Source organism: Wansuia hejianensis, from assembly GCF_014337215.1.
Classification (GTDB): Bacteria; Bacillota; Clostridia; order Lachnospirales; family Lachnospiraceae; genus Scatomonas; species Scatomonas hejianensis.
The window spans coordinates 3,160,198-3,178,491 of record NZ_CP060635.1; the positions used below are offsets into that span (position 1 = coordinate 3,160,198).

17 protein-coding genes and 1 pseudogene are annotated in these 18,294 nt (G+C 49.2%); 14 read left to right on the plus strand and 4 right to left on the minus strand.

All coding sequences use genetic code 11. The annotated features are described in order from the left end of the window. Positions 1-15 precede the first annotated feature (15 nt). The gene (locus tag H9Q79_RS14560) at positions 16-1,164 is read left to right on the plus strand and encodes a substrate-binding domain-containing protein (protein WP_249328610.1); all 1,149 of its coding nucleotides are present in this window, start codon (positions 16-18) and stop codon (positions 1,162-1,164) included. A 221-nt stretch (positions 1,165-1,385) separates the two neighbouring features. Here H9Q79_RS14560 and xerA read toward each other — a convergent pair whose 3' ends face one another. Further along, on the minus strand, positions 1,386-2,381 hold the full coding sequence (xerA, locus tag H9Q79_RS14565; protein WP_118646829.1) for a site-specific tyrosine recombinase/integron integrase: 996 nt from the start codon (positions 2,379-2,381) through the stop codon (positions 1,386-1,388). 406 nt (positions 2,382-2,787) lie between these two features. Here xerA and H9Q79_RS14570 point away from each other — a divergent pair, with 406 nt between their 5' ends. The 3 genes from H9Q79_RS14570 (at position 2,788) to H9Q79_RS14580 (ending at position 6,509) form a co-directional block, all read left to right on the plus strand. Then, complete coding sequence (locus H9Q79_RS14570; protein WP_249328611.1) at positions 2,788-3,936, plus strand: substrate-binding domain-containing protein; 1,149 nt, start codon at positions 2,788-2,790, stop codon at positions 3,934-3,936. An 89-nt stretch (positions 3,937-4,025) separates the two neighbouring features. Beyond that, positions 4,026-5,534 carry a sugar ABC transporter ATP-binding protein gene (locus H9Q79_RS14575; protein WP_249328612.1) on the plus strand — a complete coding sequence of 503 codons (1,509 nt, stop codon included), beginning with the start codon at positions 4,026-4,028 and terminating at the stop codon, positions 5,532-5,534. Between the two features lie 3 nt (positions 5,535-5,537). Then, positions 5,538-6,509, plus strand: coding sequence for an ABC transporter permease (locus H9Q79_RS14580; protein WP_249328613.1), 972 nt, complete (start codon positions 5,538-5,540; stop codon positions 6,507-6,509). A 104-nt stretch (positions 6,510-6,613) separates the two neighbouring features. Here the strand turns inward: H9Q79_RS14580 and H9Q79_RS18555 are convergent. The 3 genes and pseudogenes from H9Q79_RS18555 to H9Q79_RS14590 all read right to left on the minus strand — a co-directional run. Next, positions 6,614-7,081, minus strand: a pseudogene (locus H9Q79_RS18555) (transposase); the annotation flags it as partial. Between the two features lie 68 nt (positions 7,082-7,149). Further along, positions 7,150-7,482, minus strand: coding sequence for an IS3 family transposase (locus H9Q79_RS18690; RefSeq protein ID WP_408646440.1), 333 nt, complete (start codon positions 7,480-7,482; stop codon positions 7,150-7,152). Beyond that, positions 7,479-7,868 carry a transposase gene (locus H9Q79_RS14590; protein WP_249328614.1) on the minus strand — a complete coding sequence of 130 codons (390 nt, stop codon included), beginning with the start codon at positions 7,866-7,868 and terminating at the stop codon, positions 7,479-7,481. The genes H9Q79_RS18690 and H9Q79_RS14590 overlap by 4 nt, the downstream gene beginning before the upstream one ends. 362 nt (positions 7,869-8,230) lie before the next feature. On the opposite strand from H9Q79_RS14590, the gene H9Q79_RS14595 reads away from it, so the two are divergent. The 10 genes from H9Q79_RS14595 to H9Q79_RS14640 all read left to right on the plus strand — a co-directional run bounded on the left by H9Q79_RS14595 (position 8,231) and on the right by H9Q79_RS14640 (position 18,289). Further along, positions 8,231-8,665, plus strand: a complete 435-nt coding sequence (locus H9Q79_RS14595) for a VOC family protein (RefSeq protein WP_249328615.1) — start codon at positions 8,231-8,233, stop codon at positions 8,663-8,665. A gap of 29 nt (positions 8,666-8,694) precedes the next feature. Continuing rightward, entirely contained in the window at positions 8,695-9,528 is an 834-nt protein-coding gene (locus H9Q79_RS14600) for an SDR family NAD(P)-dependent oxidoreductase (protein WP_249328616.1), read from the plus strand. A gap of 15 nt (positions 9,529-9,543) precedes the next feature. Continuing rightward, on the plus strand, positions 9,544-10,581 hold the full coding sequence (locus H9Q79_RS14605; protein ID WP_118646485.1) for a zinc-dependent alcohol dehydrogenase: 1,038 nt from the start codon (positions 9,544-9,546) through the stop codon (positions 10,579-10,581). Positions 10,582-10,593: 12 nt separating this feature from the next. After that, entirely contained in the window at positions 10,594-11,391 is a 798-nt protein-coding gene (locus tag H9Q79_RS14610; protein WP_118646483.1) for an SDR family NAD(P)-dependent oxidoreductase, read from the plus strand. 9 nt (positions 11,392-11,400) lie between these two features. After that, positions 11,401-12,900 carry a sugar ABC transporter ATP-binding protein gene (locus tag H9Q79_RS14615; RefSeq protein WP_118646481.1) on the plus strand — a complete coding sequence of 500 codons (1,500 nt, stop codon included), beginning with the start codon at positions 11,401-11,403 and terminating at the stop codon, positions 12,898-12,900. Between the two features lie 31 nt (positions 12,901-12,931). Continuing rightward, a complete protein-coding gene (locus H9Q79_RS14620; RefSeq protein WP_118646479.1) occupies positions 12,932-13,927 on the plus strand; it encodes an ABC transporter permease in 996 nt (331 codons plus the stop codon). Positions 13,928-13,959: 32 nt separating this feature from the next. Continuing rightward, the gene (locus tag H9Q79_RS14625; RefSeq protein ID WP_249328617.1) at positions 13,960-15,354 is read left to right on the plus strand and encodes a substrate-binding domain-containing protein; all 1,395 of its coding nucleotides are present in this window, start codon (positions 13,960-13,962) and stop codon (positions 15,352-15,354) included. An 80-nt stretch (positions 15,355-15,434) separates the two neighbouring features. Continuing rightward, entirely contained in the window at positions 15,435-16,445 is a 1,011-nt protein-coding gene (locus tag H9Q79_RS14630) for a zinc-dependent alcohol dehydrogenase (protein ID WP_249328618.1), read from the plus strand. 28 nt (positions 16,446-16,473) lie between these two features. Then, entirely contained in the window at positions 16,474-17,331 is an 858-nt protein-coding gene (locus tag H9Q79_RS14635; protein ID WP_118646471.1) for a transketolase, read from the plus strand. A 1-nt stretch (position 17,332) separates the two neighbouring features. Next, positions 17,333-18,289 (plus strand): transketolase family protein, encoded by a 957-nt coding sequence (locus H9Q79_RS14640; protein WP_118646469.1) that lies wholly within the window; start codon positions 17,333-17,335, stop codon positions 18,287-18,289. Positions 18,290-18,294 lie beyond the last annotated feature (5 nt).

Here is an 18,294-nt window from a genome sequence, read left to right on the forward strand (position 1 = left end):
GGAAAGGAGAGGGAAATGAAAGGGATGAAAAAGGCAATTGGTATTTTGCTGTGCGGCGCCATGGTATTCGGGGGATGCGGAGGAGCGGCCGGAAGCGCAGCCGAAGCTGAGAGTAGTAGCACGGGAGCTGCGTCAGTGACGTCAGCCGCATCTTCGGCGGGAGAAACAGAAGGTTCCTCTGAATCTGCCGGAAATGAGAAGCTGACCTTTGAATATTTTACGCTGTCTATGGGCATCGAGTGGATACAGCAGATTGACGACGCCCTGAAAGAGCTGGGCGAAGAATATAATTTTGAAGTTCTTACCGGAGACGCAGATTACGATATTAATGAACAGCTTTCCCAGGTGGATACGGCTATCGGGCAGGGAATTGACGGCGCGTTTCTGTTCGTTGTGGATGAAGGAAGCGCTACGGCAGTCGTTGAGAAATTTGATAACGCCGGTATACCTGTAATCGGCGAAACGCTGAAGCTTCAGGATGAAAACGGAAATAATATCGCGCCGTATGTAGAGCTGGACGCGGAATCTGTAGGCGGAGAGTGCGGAAAATGGGTCTGTGAGAATTATGAAGACTGTGGCGTGGATCTGTCTGATATGTCCAAGGTTGGTGTAATCACCATATCCAGCAGCAAATATCAGTCAGACCTGGGCCGCGGCAATGGATTCCTGACGGAGCTGAAGGCCGGACTTCCGGATATCCCGGAGACAAACTATTATGAAGCGGATATAGCTTCCGAGACCAATGACGATGAATCCCAGAACGCCTATAATCTGGTATCGCCCCTGCTGGCAGCGCATCCGGAAATAGAGACATGGATCATGGTCGCTACCACGGATCACTTTGGAGTGGGCGCCTGCCGGGCGGTGGAAGCTGCGGGCATGGAAAATAATACAATTCTTGTGAGCTGCGGCGGTGAATTTGCGGTAAAGGAATGGGACAATGAGGCGGGGGCCTGCTGGAAAGCGGCCTGTTATTACGATGCCATGGATTTTGTGGAAATTATGGTTAAAGGGATGCTGGAAATCTGCCGGGACGGCAAGGATGCTTCTGAGATCTATGAGGAATACAGGAACGGTGATGAAACTTATGCGGCCGTGGGTATATCGGGCAGCATGATTACCGCAGATGACTATAAAGAGCATGTCAGAGCCTATCAGAATTGATACCCGGAAATCCGATGATTACCTGCCAGGAGGGATGTGACCCTGGAAGTGAAAATGGTATATTTTCAGCGGAAGAATATACCAATATAAAATGGATTACCGTCCTGCACTAAAAAAGGCAATCGAAGCGGCCGTCCCACAATACGGATTATGTTGCGGGGCGGCTGATTAAAAAAAGCATCTTATGCCTTTTTCACCAATCTGGAAACGGAACAGAAAAATTATGAAATATATTTTCTGTGAGACATTTTAACATTATTTTGATTTACCATTGCATACTGCATGGTTGTATCAATTTTGGAATGCCCCAGAAGCTTCTGCACCTGTTCCACAGGCATTCCCTTATCAATCGCCCGGGTAGCCAGAGTCCTGCGGAATTTGTGTGGATGTACCTTTTGGAGATTTAGTTTGCTGCCCAGCTTCCGGAGCCTGATTTCAACGCCGCTCACCAGCAGACGGTCGTGGGGTAGATTGAGTGTCACAAACAGAGCGGGATTGGCGTCTGTCCTGCTGTTCAGGTAGTTTTTTAAATGGATTTTCGTTCGGGCGTCAAAATAGACCGGCCGTTCCTTGCTGCCCTTTCCGAATACTACGCATTCCCTGCTCTCGAAATCTATATCGTTCCGGTTCAGCCTGACAAGTTCACCCACACGCATACCGGTGGAAGCCAGAAGGTCGATGATGGCCAGATCCCGCAGCGAATTGCAGTTATCCCGCATTAATTCCAGCGTTTCATCTGAATAAGTTTCTTTTACAGTCTTGGCGGTCCGGATTTTATGAATTCTGCGCACGGGGCTTTTTAAAATATAATCCTCATCCTCCAGCCAGGAAAAAAAGCTGGAAAGATTCCTTCGGATATTGTCAATGTTAGCCTTGCTGCAGCCCCGCTGCTGCTGGTATTCGCCGAGGTATTCCCGCAGATCGTCAGTAGTTATGTGCTGGACTTGCTTGCTGACTATTTTCATCATGTTCCTGATCGTAATGCTGTAATACCGGAGCGTCTTATCAGAGCAGCCTTCAATTCCTTTAGAAGAAAGGAAGAGCTCCAGCAGCTTTTCATTAGATTTTGAGTATTCATCAGCAGGGTTCTCCTTTTTCGGACAGATATCCACCTTCCACAGACAATGTTCCAGTACCTGATGGAGCTGGCGCATCTGTGCATTGTCAAGGAAGCCAAGCATATTCTGTTCGATTTCTGTAATTAGATTTTCCTTCATTTGTACGACTCCTTTTTTTCTATGAAAGTCCCGGATCGCGAATAGCGACGGTGATTGCGGAAGTGCTTGTGGCGGACGCAATCAGTTTTCATGACCTGCAATGTCCCCGGAGGCGGACATGTCCATATTAGTATAGCAAATACATGGCGGAAAAGGGGAGTAATATTTCGATTTGCCGGGGAGCAGCCCGGGCGGAAGAGCTGTAAGTGTTATATGTCAAAATATGTACATATTGTATAAAAAATAGCAAAAGAATATGAATAATCTGTCATTTATTCTAATTTGGAATCGTTGAGGGTGGAAGAAAGAATTGTTAATTTCTGACAAAAAAGATACACTGATTGAAACAAGACGGGTAATGGGACAGAAGCAAAACTTTTATTTATCTATCAAAGGAGGGTACGAAATGAAAGCAAGGAAATTGGTATCTGGGTTATTATGCCTGGCTCTGGGGTTTAGCCTGACGGCTTGTGGGAATGAAGGGACAAAAACAACATCGGGATCAGCAGGGACATCGAAAAGCACTTCCAGTGCAGCATCATCTTCTGCAGCGTCATCCACTTCTTCCGCAGCCGGTACCTCCAAAGCCGGTGAAGATAAAGAGATTGTCATAGCGTTAATGATGAAGTCTCTGGCCTCTGAGTGGAACCAGAATATTGAAGCGTCTCTTGAGAAGCTGGGGGAAGAGCATGGATTTAAGGTTCTGACATTTGACGCGGACGGAGATTCTGCGACACAGCTGGATCAGCTCAATGATGCAATTAATCAGGGCGTGGATGGTATCTTCATGCACATTGCTGACGAAGGAATCGCATCTGCGGCGGCTGAGATAGTGGCTGAAGCGGGAATTCCGATGATCGGGGAGTCTTTACCGCTGAAAGATGACGCAGGCAACTGGCTGATTCCCTGTGTGGTTCTGAATGCGGCGGGCTGCGGTACTGTAGCTTCAGACTGGGTAGCTGATAACTGGGAATCCACAGGCGTTGATTTAAGTGATCCCTCGAAGGTAGGCGTGATCATGGTGACGAATACACTGACGGAAAATGCCGTGCTGAGACATGAAGGCGCTGTGGAAGAGCTGAAGGCCAAGATGCCGGAGATCCCTGAGGAAAATTATTTTATAGCAGATATTTCTGCCAGCTCTGCGGACTACATAGACGGTGGTTATACGGAGACGGGCGCTGTTTTGGCCGCTCATCCGGATCTGACCTCCTGGGTGGTGATCGGTGTTCAGGATGATTATGCGCTGGGCGCCTGCCGTGCCATTGAGGAAGCAGGGGCAGCTGAAACTGCGATCCTGGTCAGCATGGGCGGCGAGCAGGCGATTCCAGAATGGAAAGGCGGAACTACAAACCCATGGTATGCGACGGTGTATTATACTGCAATGGACTTCACAGAGCCTGTAGTGGACGGGTTGTTGTCCGTAATCAACGGCGAGGCTACGCTGGAAGAAGTATATTCTGACAACATCGCCGATGGTCAGACTTACGGGACAAGGACAATTTCCGGTACGGCAATTACATATGAAAACTATACAGATTATATAGCAGGCTGATTCAATGAATGGAGCTGTTTCAAAAGCAGACATATGCTCTGCCGGAGCGACGGCTCCTAGCATTAGGAAAAGAAACCGGGGAAATGCATATGGAGCATAAACTAGAGTTAAAAAATATATCAAAAGCCTTTTCCGGAGTTCAGGCGCTGAATGGCATCAGCTTTGAAGCAAAAAGCGGAGAAATTGTAGCGCTTCTGGGAGAGAATGGAGCCGGGAAAAGTACGCTGCTGAAAATCATGAGCGGCGTATATACTCCGGATTCAGGAAAGATCTATCTGGACGGGAACGAGATGGAATTCGCGTCGCCGCTGGATGCCATAAAACACGGCATTAATATTATTTATCAGGAAAGGCAGCTGGTGCCGTACCTGACGGTTATGGAAAATGTCTACATGGAAAACATACCTGCCAGGCACGGCGTTGTTGACTATAAAAATGCGAATGAACGCACGCAGAACCTGATTGATATGTTCGGGCTGCCGTTTAAAGCGACCCAGAAAGTAGAGGAATTATCAGTGGCCCATCAGCAGATGGTGGAGATCATCAAGGCAGTCCGCAGGAAATGTCCGGTGATCGCCTTTGACGAGCCCACAGCCAGCCTGACGGAGACAGAAATTCATGGATTATTCAAGATCATCCGGCGGCTTCAGGAGGAAGGGCGGGTGATCCTGTACGTATCCCACCGCCTGAAGGAGCTGTTTGAATTGACAGACCGGATAGTGATATTAAAAGACGGGAATTACGTGACAACAGTAAATACAGGGGAGACAACTACCGATCAGTTGGTAAAACACATGGTAGGCCGGGATCTGGGCGACGTCTACAATGCTCTGGACCGGAATGAAACTATGGGAGAAGTGCTGCTTGAGGTGAAAGATCTGTGTAATGACCAGATCGACCACGTGTCCTTCCAGCTCCATGCGGGAGAGGTACTGGGCTTTGCCGGACTGGTGGGCGCCGGGCGGACTGAGACTATGCGTGCGATCTACGGAGCGGACCCACTGGCTTCAGGCGAAATTTATATTGATGGTAAACAGGTGAAGATTAAATCGCCGGGAGACGCCATGCGGTATGGTATGGGCCTGTGTCCGGAGGACCGGAAAACCCAGGGTCTGGTGCTGGGCAGCAGCGTCCGTGAAAACATTACTTTATCCGTTCTGAAACAGGTATCCAAAGGCGGGGTTCTGAAGCGGGCCAGGGAAGAGAAGGTTTCACAGGAAGCTGTAAAAAGCTTCAATATTAAGACGCCGTCCATAGAAAAGATCGCCAAGGAGCTGTCCGGAGGAAATCAGCAGAAGGTTATCCTGGGCCGGTGGATGGCGGCCAATCCCCGGATTCTGATCCTGGACGAACCGACCAAAGGAATAGACGTAGGCGCAAAAGCAGAGATCTATCAGATGGTTCACAATCTGGCCAAAAGGGGGATCGGGGTGATCTTCATCTCTTCAGAACTGACAGAAGTGATCAACGTCTGTGAAAATGTAATTGTCATGTATGAAGGACGTATAACCGGCAGGTTTAACCGAAAGGCGGATACCTGTACGGAGGAAACAGTTCTTTCCGCAGCGATGAATGATTCTAGGAAACAGAAGGTATAAGACATGGAAAATAAGAAAAAACTCAAACTTTCAGAAATGCTATTAAAATCAAACAGTGCAATACTCCTTTTGATCCTCATTGTGGTGGTAATCGTTTTTTCAGTGCTAAACGGCAATTACTTTTCCACTCAAAATGCTACAAATATTTTTTATTCGGCCACGACGGTCGGCTTGCTGGCCATCGGTGAGACATTCCTGATCATCGGCGGACACATTGACCTTTCTAATTCTGCCCTGGCTGCCATGAGCGGCGTCATGGTAGCACTGCTGATCAAAAGCGGAATGCCCTGGCCGCTGGCTATGCTTCTGGTATTGCTGGTAGGTGCGGTTGTAGGGCTTATAAATTCAACGCTGGCCAATGTTTTCAGCATCCAGCCTTTTATCGCCACCTTGGCGGTCGCCTCCATTTGTGAAGGCGTAGGATACATCATCAGCGACGGCCGCCCGATCGGTGTAACTAACCGTTCTTTCATCAATCTGGGAACCTACAAGCTCTTTGGATGGATCCCCGTTCCGGTCATCATTTTAATCGTCAGCTTTCTGGTCTTCGGATTCATCCTGAAAAAGACCACCTTCGGCCGGAAGGTATATATCATCGGCGGAAATGCCGAAGCGGCACATTTAGCCGGCATAAACCCCAAACGGATCAGCACAGTCCTCTATGTGCTCAGTTCCGCCATAGGCGCCCTGGTCGGCATCATCCTGGCCGCCAGAATGCATACGGGAGCTCCCACGGCGGCTTCCGGAGCAGATTTTGACGCGATCACAGCAGCAGTGCTGGGCGGCGTTGCTTTCACAGGAGGCAAGGGAACTATGGTAGGCTGCTTCATCGGCCTGATGATCATACAATGCTTCAACACGGGATTGTCGGTAGTCGGAGTATCTTCCTTCTGGCAGTCAGTGGCCAAAGGCCTGCTCCTGGTATTTGCTTTGGTGCTGGACCACTTCCGGATGAAAACAGTATCGAAAAATTAACAAAAAAATGGGGTGCTCCTTATTATGTGGTGTGCTACCCGTCAAGTAGACAATGAAAAAAATATATAAATTTTTGTGTTGCCCGGTTTGTGCCGGGCAATATTTTACGCAGCTAATAACCGTTCATGAAATTCAAATGGTGTTAATACATCAAGGCACCTTTGCGGGCGGTCATTTATGTAATAGTCTATATATGCTGTTATCGCTTGTACAAGTTCCTTTCTGGTATGATACTTCCTCCCATAATACATTTCACGTTTTAGAATCCCCCAGAATCCTTCCATAGGTCCATTATCCGTACAGTGCGCCACTCGGGACATGCTCTGTATCATTCCTGCGTCTATCAGCTTTTGGTAAAATACACGGGAGGTATATTGGAATCCCCGATTACTATGAATGATTGGATGAGCTCCCGGATTGTTCTTTACTGCCTGGTCGAATGTATCAAATACCAGTTGATTGTTATTGTGATCACTTAACACATATGCAACTGGACGATGATCACATAAGTCCAGAATCACACTCAGGTATAGCTTATGGATATGGTCAAAGGAAGTGCCATACTTAAACTCTGTTACATCAGTTACCTATTTCTTGTTCAGACTATCTGCATGAAAGTCTCTGTTTAAAATATTTTCTGCTATAAAAGCTGGATTTTTCGATGGTCTGGTACAGCCGTCATAACGATATTCAAGTTTGACCTTATCTGCTGCTTCCTGCATATACGTAGAATCCTCTTATCATTTACTTTGATGCCATGATCGTGACGGAGTTTGTCATTCAATCTCCGATATCCCATGTCAGGATGTTCTTGATGAATTGCTTCCAACCGGTCGGAAATCTGTTTGTTCAGCCGGTCATTTGCTGTTTCTATATGGTTCAGCCATTTGTAGTAAGCCGCTCTTGTAATGCCGACAAGTTTACATAAGGAGCGGCTCGGGTAATGGTGTTCTCCATGTTCCTCTTTAATCACCTGATAAATGTGTTTCTTCCTTTGGTCATGATAGCATTCCCTCCTGTTCCGGAAGCTTTCAGCGTTTCATGTCCATTATACTTCAAAATCCACTGTCTGATCGTATTTTCGGAAGGGATGTTATAGGTGACCGCCAGTTCCCTGTAAGATCCTTCTCCGTTTAGATATGTTTCAACAACATATTTTTTAAAGGAGGCTGAATAGGCTTGATTGTGCCCGGTTCTTATGAAAGCGGATTCACCGAATGTTTTGTACTTGTTAACCCATCTTCTAAAAACGGTTTTACCCACTCCAAGTTCGCTGGCGTGTGACAGATAGGATCCGTTTCCTGAAATGTAATCTTTTACAGCCCGCAGCTTCACTTCTGGTAATATTCCTCTGGGCATAATAAAACTCCCCTCCAGATAAACAGTTTTATTAATTCATCTGTCTGCCTAAAGGGGAGCATAGCAAAAATGGGAGTGCCCCTTTAAATTGCAGAATTATGTTCCGCTTCGCCTCTCGCTGCTTTTCGTCCGGGTATCCACCCACACCTAGCCACAAAAACTATAATTTGTTATTCGAAATTGGAATGGATAGGGTGACGGTATTTGAATTGCTCTGTATATGGTCAAAGCCATATAATCTCTGTAAGAAATAAAAGAATAATTGTGCATTATGCCCAAAAATAAAGGGGGAATGAGCTGCGGCCAGCTTAAACTGGATGTAGCCGGTTCCGGGAAATCTTGAATAGCAGGGAGGAAGACATATGATGGGTGCAAGCTTTTTGCATGTGGGAATGACGGTTCAGGACATGGATAAGACAATTGAGTTTTATACAAAGTATTTTGGATTTGAGCTTGAGATGAAAGGCGTGTTCTCAGAAGAGTTTATTGGTAGGCATCGTCAGCTCTACCAGCTTCCGGAGGGGGCTTTTTCTGATTTTTGCTTTTTAAAGTCCGGGGACGGAATTGTAATAGAAGTGTTTCAGTTTTCGCCTGCTGCAGACAGGGAGGATGTGCGGTGGAACCGTCCAGGCTATACCCATATCTGCCTGAGGGTGGATGATATTTTTAAAGTGTATGAAGAAATGACGGGGGATGGAATTGAATTTTTCTTCCCGCCGGATATGCGGGCGACACCGGAAGAGCACTGGGTGTTTTTGAAAGATCCGGACGGGAACCTGATTGAGCTTCAGGACTAAAAAACTAAAGGAGAGCGAAAAGGAGAAGAATGATGAAACCATTACAGATCAGCCAGCTGAAAAGTATTTATGACATGCTTAGCTTAAAGGGAAAGACAGCATTTGTAACAGGGGGCGCGGGCGGTATCGGAAGATCTTGTGCGGCGGCGCTGGCCGAGGCAGGGGCCGATGTGGTTCTGATGGATATCTGCGGCAAGGAAGAGGCGCTGGATGCCAATTGCCGGGAAATTGAGAAACGGTATGGCTGCCGGGCGGAGAAGGTCACAGGCAATGTGGCAGATGAAGAGGATGTGGAACGGATGATCTGGGAGACTGTGGACCGGTTCGGAAGACTGGATGTTGTTTTTTCCAACGCCGGGATCGGAGGAAGAGATGATAATCCTTCTTCGATGGATCTTGAAGAGTGGAACCGGGTGCTGGATGTGAACCTTACGGGAATGTTCCTGGTGGACAGGATTGCGGCTAATAAAATGAAAGAATTAGGCAACGGAGGTTCTATCATAAATACAGCTTCCATGTCGGGGCACATCATTAATAAAGGAAGCAGAAAAGATATGAGCCAGCACATGGTGGCTTATTCGGCGGCTAAGGCAGGAGTGATTCAGCTCACAAAATCAATAGCTGTCAGTTATGTAGAGGACCGCATCAGGTGCAACAGTATCAGTCCGGGAATGATTTTATCCGGTCTTCATGACAATATGGACATGTCGGCCCTGGAGACCTATGTGGAAAATGAAGTCCCCATGGGCCGCTTTGCGTCCCTGGATGAGATCATGGGAATTGTTGTGTTCCTGGCTTCTGACTTGTCTTCCTATGCGACAGGCAGCGATTTCATCATCGATGGCGGAGTGACTATCTGGTAAAGGGAGGAATGGAATATGAAGGCGGTTATGCTGGTAAGAGCCTATAATGAAGAGACTAAGGAAAGGGGAGAGGTGGCCTGTCTGGAGGTTCCGAAGCCGGAGCTGGTCCATGGAGATGATGTGCTGATCAAGGTTGCCTATGCGTCGGTGTGCGGTTCCGATCCCCATCTGCTGGAGGGCTATTTTGATCTGCCGGTTCCGTCACCCTGCGGGCATGAACTGTCCGGCATTATTGAAGCGCTGGGACCTGAGGCGAATAAAAAAGGCCTGAAGGTGGGAGACAAGGTGACGGGAAATTTCTACCGTACCTGCGGAAGCTGCGATTACTGCCTGAGCGGGCAGTCCCAGTTCTGTGAACACGCGGAAGGGCTGGGGGCAGCCCAGGCAGAATACATCGTGTGGCATGAGGACCAGGTCTATAAGCTTCCGGAAGGAGTTACGTTGCTGGATGCGGCTCTCGCGGAACCGTTCAATATCGCAGTGCGTGCAGTGGAGCTGGCAGATTTCCGGCTGGGCGCTCATGTGGCGGTATCGGGCGGCGGCGGTATCGGGCTTATGATGGCGCAGCTTCTGAAGAGAAGCGGGGCCGGCCGGGTGACGGTGCTGGAACCGATGGAAGGAAAACGCGCGAGGGCCATAGAGATGGGCGCTGATTATGTTCTGAACCCAATGGATGAGGATATTGACGAACAAGTGAAACAACTGACAGGAGGAAAGGGCTTTGATGTGATCATCGAATCCTCCGGTAACGGACCGGCTGCCAGAAAGACCCTGGACTTCGCCGCCAGAGGCGCGCATCTGGTCTTCATGTCCATGTACCGGCGGGATTATGAGATGTCTATGAACTTGCTGGAATATACATACCGGAAAGAGCTGCGGATACAGGGGATGTATCTGGCCCAGGAGTCTTTTCCCAGAGCGGTTAATATGCTTCCGCAGATGAATTTTAAACCCGTAATTGAGAAAATTTATTCTCTGGATGAATGCAGCCAGGCATATGCGGACCAGAAGTCCGGAAAATATGCAAAGCTGGTGTTTGACTGTTCAAGATAGGGGCGTGAAGCGATGATAGAATCTATGAGAGATGCCTTTTCCCTGAAGGGAAGGACAGTTCTGATCACCGGAGGCAATCAGGGAATCGGTAGAGGAATATCCAGGGCAATGGCTGAGAGCGGGGCAGATGTGGCGATTATGTGCCGGAAGAAGGAGAGCGCAGAGGAAACCATCCGGGAGCTGACGCCGATAGGAGGAACCTACAGATTTTATGGCGGAGATGTAACTAAGCAGGAGGATGCCAGAAGAGTTGTAGAGCAAGTGGCGAATGATTACGGGAAAGTGGACGTACTGGTGAATAATGCCGGAATAGCCACTCCTTTTGATCCGATGGAGGATACGGAGGACTTAAGCGGCTGGTACCGGGTACTTGACGTGGATCTGAACGGCACCTTTCTGATGTGCCATTATGCCGGGCTGCAGATGAAGAAACAGAAATATGGAAGAATTATCAACATTACATCAAATTCTTCCAGGATCGTAAATATCCCGCAGAAGAGCTGTTCCTACAACGCTGCGAAGGCGGCGGGTGACAGGCTGACGAAATGTCTCGCCTATGAATGGGCGCAATACGGAATACGGGTGAACGCCATAGCTCCGGGCTATACCGAGACAAATCTGGTGACAGGAGTCCCGGATGAGGGGGAGACAAAGGGATGGACCGAATACTGGCTGTCCTGCACTCCGACAGGACGTTTTGGAAAACCCATTGAAATAGGGGCGGCGGCCGTATTCCTGGCCAGTGAGGCCGCGGAGCAGATTACAGGGGCAGTATTGACAGTCGACGGCGGATATATGCTGGCAAGATAGGAGGCGTTTATGAGCGATGCAGGATATCAGGTAGAGATGAGGAATATCTGCAAGCGTTTCGGCGGTGTCCAGGCTTTGGACCATGCCTGCCTGCAGGTGAGAAGAGGCGAAATTCATGCCCTGATGGGTGAGAACGGAGCCGGAAAATCCACACTGATGAAAATATTGGTCGGCTCCCTGAGCAAAGATGAGGGAGAGATTTTAATCGACGGAAAACCTGTTAATATCAGAAATCCGAGAGATGGGATGAATCTGGGGATTTCAATCATTTACCAGGAACTGATGCTGGTCAATGACCTGACGGTGGCAGAAAATATTTTTATTGACAATCTGAACAGCGATGGAAAAGTTATTAAATGGAAAAAGCTCCGGCAAAGGGCGCAGCACTATTTGGACGAAACAGGATTTTCCAATATCCGCGCGACAGATGAAGTGGGTGATCTTTCGGTCGCCTATCAGCAGGTAGTGGAAATCTGCAAAGCGTTATCCAGAAATGCGTCGGTATTGATTCTGGATGAGCCCACTTCTGTGCTGTCCAATAATGAAGTGGTTCAGTTGTTCCGGCTTCTGAAAAAGCTGAGGGAAGATGGAGTGGCGATCATCTACATCTCCCACAGGCTGGAGGAGGTCATGGAACTATGCGACCGGGTCACGATCATGCGGGACGGCCATTATATCGATACGGTAGAAACCAGCTCGATCACAAAGAAAAAACTAGTGAACATGATGGTCGGACGGGAGCTGCAGGAGCAATATCCGCCGAGAAACGCAAAAATCGGCGATGTGAATTTTTCAGTGGAAAATATCTGTGTGGCAGGCAAGGTGAAAAATGTGTCCTTTGAAGTACATAAAGGCGAGGTGCTGGGCATTAACGGGCTCGTGGGCGCCGGAAGGACAGAGACCATCCGCGCGATTTTCGGAGAAGACAAAAAAGACAGAGGGAAAATATTTCTGGACGGGAAGGAAATTAGAATCAGGAGCCCGAGAGATTCCATCCGGGAAGGGATAGGCCTGTTACCCGAGGACCGCAAAACACAGGGAGTCCTGCTGGAGCTTTCCATAAGGAACAATATTACACTGGGCTGCCTGAAGCAGTTCCGGAAGGCAATGGGATATCTGTCTAAAAAAGAAGAGGTTAAATTCGTCAATGAAAAAGTAGAGCAGCTATCTATCAAAATTGGAAGTATGGAAGACGACACTTCCAGTCTGTCAGGAGGGAATCAGCAGAAGGTAGCAATTGCCAAGCTTTTGGCTTCTAACTGCAAGGTACTGATTCTGGATGAGCCGACCCGCGGTGTAGATGTTGGAGCAAAACGGGAAATCTATAAAATCATCAATGATTTCGCAGAAAAAGAATATTCGATTGTCATGATATCGTCAGAAATGCCGGAGATCATGGGCATGTGCGACCGGGTCATTGTCATGCGCGGCGGAGAAATCACCGGTGAACTGCGGAAAGAAGATTTAACGGAAAACAATCTGATCGCCCTGTCCATGGGCGTTAACTAAAGGTCAAAAATACAATTGCGGAGGCTATAAGATGAGCGAGGCAAAAGCGTTAAAGAAATTTAACTATAAGAAATTTTTTAAGGAAAATAATACCCTTATTATTTTTATACTGTTAATCATTGTTTCAGCATGCCTGTCTTCGAATTTTCTGACTTACAGGAACATAACGAACGTATTGAGGCAGCAGGTCCCGTATGTATTGCTGGGAATCGGCAGCATGCTGGTAATTATGACAGGAGGAATTGATCTGTCCTGCGGTGCGATATTGGGCGTGGGCAGCGTGGTGATTGCATTGTTTCTGGAAAGAGGCAATGTGGTGACAGTTCCGGGGCTCATGGGCTGCGTAGTCCTGACAGCGCTCATCGGTGCGTTAGTCGGGCTGGCGAATGGAGTGCTGGTGGCCTATTGCAAAATGGCGGCTTTCATAGCGACGCTGGCGGTTATGACAATCGCACAGGGTATCGCGTACATACTGACGAGCGGCCAGCCCATACGTCTGCCGGATACAGCGGCGACAAAAGCGTTGGTGGCATTTGCAGAGGTCAGAGATCCTCTGATCGGTATGCCGGTTGCGGTATATGTCGCGCTGGCGTTTGTAATTCTGTTCATCTTCCTGGTGAAATATACCACCTATGGACGGCTTACCATTGCTTCCGGAAGCAATGAAACGGCGGTACGGCTGTCCGGTATCAATGTTAATGTGTACAAGGCGGCCGCGTACACAGTCTGCGGCGTTCTGAGCGCGCTGGCTGGTATTTTCGTTACCTGCCGGGCGGCTATCGGCACGCCGGCTACGGTATCAGGCGGATATGAACTGGACGCGATTGCTGCAGTGGTAATTGGCGGCGCAAATCTCAATGGAGGCAAAGCCTCGGTTGTAAATACAGTCATCGGTGTCCTGATTATGGCGTTAATAGGAAATATTATGAATCTTCTGAGCATTGCCGCATACCCTCAGAAAGTTGTAAAAGGTGTTATTATTATTGCCTCCGTCCTTCTGCAAAGCCTGGGACGTAAAAAGCAGTAATTGTAAAATTAAACACACGAAAGGAGATTAAAATGAAAAAAGAAAAGGTAAAGCGTTTGCTGGCGGTCCTGGTGTCAGCAGGAATGGTAGCAGGAATGATGGCAGGCTGCGGGACAGAAGCCACATCCACCTCAGGAAGCGGCGCTGCCGCAACACCGGAAGCTTCTTCTTCAGGCGCTTCCTCTGCGGCCTCCAGCACTTCATCTTCTTCTGCAGCTGCAGCTTCATCCACAGATGAGAGCTCCGGCAGCTCCGGTGTACATGAAATCTATACGGTATCAGAGAGGAATAATCTGAGCGGCGTTGTGAATCCGGATATGAAAAGCCGCGCGGATATTGACAAAGCTCTTCCGGAGGAACAAAAAGGCGGTCTGGTAATAGGCCTGTCCATGGGACAGATGGGCAGTTCCTTCTTTACCCAGATGCATGAAGCAGCGAAAGCGAAATGTGAAGAATACGGCTATGAACTGGTAATGTTTAATGCGGATGGTAACATTTCACAGCAGAGCGCCGATGTAGAGGCGATGATTACGAACGGAGTTGATGCGATCATTCTGAATCCGATGGACGTCATCGCCGCTGAAGCGGATGTGAAGAGAGCAGTTGAGGCAGGAATACCGGTGATCGGCTGCGGTGTGGATTTTGCAACAGATGTACCAGTGATCACCTCCGTGCTGGCCAATAATTTCTTCGGTGGCTGGGAATCCGGCGTATATGTGGGTGATTTCTTTGAGGGCCAGCATATTAAAGCAGGCATGATCCTTGGCGTCATGGGCCATACCATTGATGAAAGCCGCATGACCGGAATGATGGCAGGTATTGTATATGAACGTGCGGCGCAGCAGGGCAACGCCTTTGCGAGCGAAGAAGATGCTTATATGGAAGCCTATAATATGTTTAATGAGCTGAGAGACAACGGAAAACTGTCCAGCGAGAAATGGGATTTTGAAGTTGTTGCGGTAAACGGAGACGGCGCATGGACGAATGAAGGAGGCCTGGCGGCAACCGAGGATATCATCGCAGGCAATCCGGACATTAATCTGATCATGACCGGCTCTGATCCTATGGGGGCAGGCGCGATCAAAGCGATTAAGGATTCAGGCCTGACGCCGGGCAAGGATATTTATGTTGCATGCTGCGCGGACGGCGGCCAGGAAATGTTCCCATATCTGGAGAACGGCGAAATGCTCTGTACCGGCTATAACAGCCCGGATCTGACAGCGACGGCGGGCATCGACCTGATTCACATGATTTTTGAAGAGGGCTACGACGCCAGCAATCTTCCGGCGGCGGAAGATCTGCCCACAGGCGTAATTACCCAGGATAATTGGAAGGATTACTATGATCCTGATCTCCAGTATTGCAAGGTGCTTGACTTTAAGTGGGAAACCATTGATGAGATCAGAGCAGAGGCCGGCCTGGACTAAAAAAGTAGAAGAATCAGAAAACCGGAGGCAGCCGGCGGAGATACCGCCGGCGTTCTCTGGCTGGAAAGCTAGGTAGTTCAATGAATAAAATGAAATCGGTTTATTTTGCAGAGAAAGACAGGATCGAGCTGAGAGATGTGGAAATCCCCCCGGTACTGCCGGGGATGGTGAAGATTAAAACAGCTTATGCGGCGCTGTGTGCGACGGATGTGCATATGGTGACGATGGGCGTACTGGGCGCACAGCCGGGAATTCCCCTGGGTCACGAAGCATCTGGCGTGATTGTAGAGTTAGGACAGGGTACGGAGGGGTATGGATTTCATTTAGGTGACAAGGTAGCGGTGGCACCCATAGCGGTCTGCGGAAAATGCCCGATGTGTAAGAAAGGGCTGCCTCAGTATTGCCTGCACGCGCAACCGGTCGCTGCTTTCAGTGAATATATAGTTACAGACATCAGTGCGGTATATAAAATCCCGGCGGATGCAGATTTGAAAAAATATTCTTTGGTAGAACCGGCTGTATGCACCATTCGGGCCATGGATCTGGCAGGCATCAAACATGGCCAGACAGTAGCAGTGTCGGGAATCGGCGGAATCGGTTCTATTTTGTTGAACATGGTGCTTCTGGCAGGAGGGGCTAAGGTTACCGCCATTGACCCTGTGCGTGAGAAGAGAGAGCTGGCGCTGTCCATGGGGGCGGAATATGCGCTGGATCCGCTGTCGGACGATCTGGAAGCTCGCAGCGGAGAAATTACCGGTGGCTGTGGTTTTGATCACGTGTTTGAGGTATCGGGCTCCCCAAAGGCGGCAGACGTATGCCTTGATATGGTGGCGCATTGCGGAAAGGTGACATATTTCGCGGTATTTCCGCCTGAATACGAAATGCCGCTGAATCTGTATAAATTATATATGAAGGAAGCCAGCATCCAGACTGTATTTACCAGTCATTATCTGTTTCCAAGGGCAGTAAACCTGATGCCCCGCGTGCAGACGGATAAGATCATAGGCAAGATATTGCCCCTGTCCCAGGCGCTGGAAGCGTTTGAATTGTTTAAAGAGTCAAAATATCCAAAAATTTTACTTGAATGTTAAGACGGCAAAATCCAGAAGGGAGGAAATTATGGCCGATAAACAAACAGTAATGAAATTAAAAGAAAAAGCGTATCAGATGCGCAGAAATCTTCTGACGCTGTGCGGAACCTTTGAGGGCAGCGTACACATAGGCGGGGACCTGTCCATGACAGATATCATGACGGCCCTGTACCATTATGGGTTAAATGTGGATCCGAAGGATATCCGTATGCCTGGACGGGACAGGTTTATTCTCAGTAAAGGGCACGGTGCCGTGGGCATGTATATCACTATGGCTTTACGGGGCTTTTTTGATTTTGACGAGATCGTGCGGACCTATGGAAAGCTGAACAGCGCTTATGGCATGCACCCCTGCAAGGTAAATCTTCCGGGAGTTGAAACCTCCTCTGGTTCCCTTGGGCACGGGCTGCCGATTGCGTGCGGCATGGCCTATTCGGCAAAGGTGAACCAGGAGAAGCACCGGGTCGTTGTATTAGTGGGAGACGGAGAATCTCAGGAGGGAACCACCTGGGAAGCGGCGTTGAACGCTCATCAGTACAAGTTGGGAAATCTCGTGGTGTTCGTGGACCGGAATTGTCTGCAGCTGGATGATTTTACAGAAGAAATGATGCGGATGGAGCCTTATGCCGATAAATGGAAAGCCTTTGGCTGGAATGTGGCAGAGGTGGACGGCCATGACATGGAACAGCTTGTAGATGCCATTGACCAGCTTCCTCCGGCGGATTCGGAGGTTCCCACGGCTGTGATCTGCCATACCGTTAAAGGAAAGGGTGTTTCTTTTATGGAGAATAACCCGGACTGGCATGCGGGTTCCCTGGGTGAAGCAGACATGAAGAAAGCCCTGGCAGAAGTGCAGAAGGCCTGGGATCAGGAAAGGGGTGAGTGATATGGGAGTTACCTTTAACTTTGGCCAGTTCGCGGCATCGAGAACCATCTGCGGGGATACCCTGCAGGAAATGGGAGAAAGAAATAAGAAAATCTATGTGCTGACGGCAGATCTGATGAGGACCTGCAGTGTGAAGGGCTGTAAAAAAGCATTCCCGGAGCGCTTCATCAATGCCGGGATCGCGGAGCAGACCATGTTCGGAATGGCCGCGGGGCTTGCGCTGGAAGGGAATATCCCTTATGCTACTACTATGTCAACCTTCGCTTCCATGCGGGCCTGTGAACAGCTGCGGACAGATATCTGCTACCAGAACCTTCCGGTTCGGATTGTCGCGACCAACGGAGGACTGACGTCTACGGGCGGATCGACGCATAACGCGATGGAAGACCTGGCGCTTGTGAGATCCATGGCGAATATGACGGTAATTGTGCCCGGCGATCCGGGGATTGTCAGGGATATCCTGCTGGCGACAGAGAATTATCCCGGCCCCGTCTATATCCGGCTGGCAAGAGGCAAGGGAGAGCCGGTGGTCTATCAGCCGGGCGAGGTGGACTATCAGGTAGGAAAAGCGATAGAGACGAGAGCCGGCAAGGACATCACGATCATTGCCTGCGGGGTCATGGTGAGCCAGGCGGTAGATGCTGCCAATTCCCTGGAAAAAGAGGGAGTATCCGTCCGCGTTCTGGATATGCATACGCTGAAGCCGGTGGATGAGGATGCGATCGTGAAGGCCGCAAAAGAGACGGGCGGCATTATAACACTGGAGGATCACTACACCATCGGAGGGCTGGGCAGCGCCGTGGCGGAAGTAATTGCGGACAAAAATTTAGACTGTAAATTTAAGCGCATGGGAATACCCCAGCTGTATCCCGGATTTGGCGACGGGCCGGAATTATATGACAAGTACGGGTTCGGACTGGAAGGGACGGTTGAGGCCTTGCGCACAATGCTGAAATAGGGGGA

Bases quoted from the DNA above. Each gene is read 5' to 3' on its own strand.
- H9Q79_RS14560 (WP_249328610.1), top strand. From the start codon at position 16: ATGAAAGGGATGAAAAAGGCAATTGGTATTTTGCTGTGCGGCGCCATG.
- xerA (WP_118646829.1), bottom strand. From the start codon at position 2,381: ATGAAGGAAAATCTAATTACAGAAATCGAACAGAATATGCTTGGCTTC.
- H9Q79_RS14570 (WP_249328611.1), top strand. From the start codon at position 2,788: ATGAAAGCAAGGAAATTGGTATCTGGGTTATTATGCCTGGCTCTGGGG.
- H9Q79_RS14575 (WP_249328612.1), top strand. From the start codon at position 4,026: ATGGAGCATAAACTAGAGTTAAAAAATATATCAAAAGCCTTTTCCGGA.
- H9Q79_RS14580 (WP_249328613.1), top strand. From the start codon at position 5,538: ATGGAAAATAAGAAAAAACTCAAACTTTCAGAAATGCTATTAAAATCA.
- H9Q79_RS14590 (WP_249328614.1), bottom strand. From the start codon at position 7,868: ATGCCCAGAGGAATATTACCAGAAGTGAAGCTGCGGGCTGTAAAAGAT.
- H9Q79_RS14595 (WP_249328615.1), top strand. From the start codon at position 8,231: ATGATGGGTGCAAGCTTTTTGCATGTGGGAATGACGGTTCAGGACATG.
- H9Q79_RS14600 (WP_249328616.1), top strand. From the start codon at position 8,695: ATGATGAAACCATTACAGATCAGCCAGCTGAAAAGTATTTATGACATG.
- H9Q79_RS14605 (WP_118646485.1), top strand. From the start codon at position 9,544: ATGAAGGCGGTTATGCTGGTAAGAGCCTATAATGAAGAGACTAAGGAA.
- H9Q79_RS14610 (WP_118646483.1), top strand. From the start codon at position 10,594: ATGATAGAATCTATGAGAGATGCCTTTTCCCTGAAGGGAAGGACAGTT.
- H9Q79_RS14615 (WP_118646481.1), top strand. From the start codon at position 11,401: ATGAGCGATGCAGGATATCAGGTAGAGATGAGGAATATCTGCAAGCGT.
- H9Q79_RS14620 (WP_118646479.1), top strand. From the start codon at position 12,932: ATGAGCGAGGCAAAAGCGTTAAAGAAATTTAACTATAAGAAATTTTTT.
- H9Q79_RS14625 (WP_249328617.1), top strand. From the start codon at position 13,960: ATGAAAAAAGAAAAGGTAAAGCGTTTGCTGGCGGTCCTGGTGTCAGCA.
- H9Q79_RS14630 (WP_249328618.1), top strand. From the start codon at position 15,435: ATGAATAAAATGAAATCGGTTTATTTTGCAGAGAAAGACAGGATCGAG.
- H9Q79_RS14635 (WP_118646471.1), top strand. From the start codon at position 16,474: ATGGCCGATAAACAAACAGTAATGAAATTAAAAGAAAAAGCGTATCAG.
- H9Q79_RS14640 (WP_118646469.1), top strand. From the start codon at position 17,333: ATGGGAGTTACCTTTAACTTTGGCCAGTTCGCGGCATCGAGAACCATC.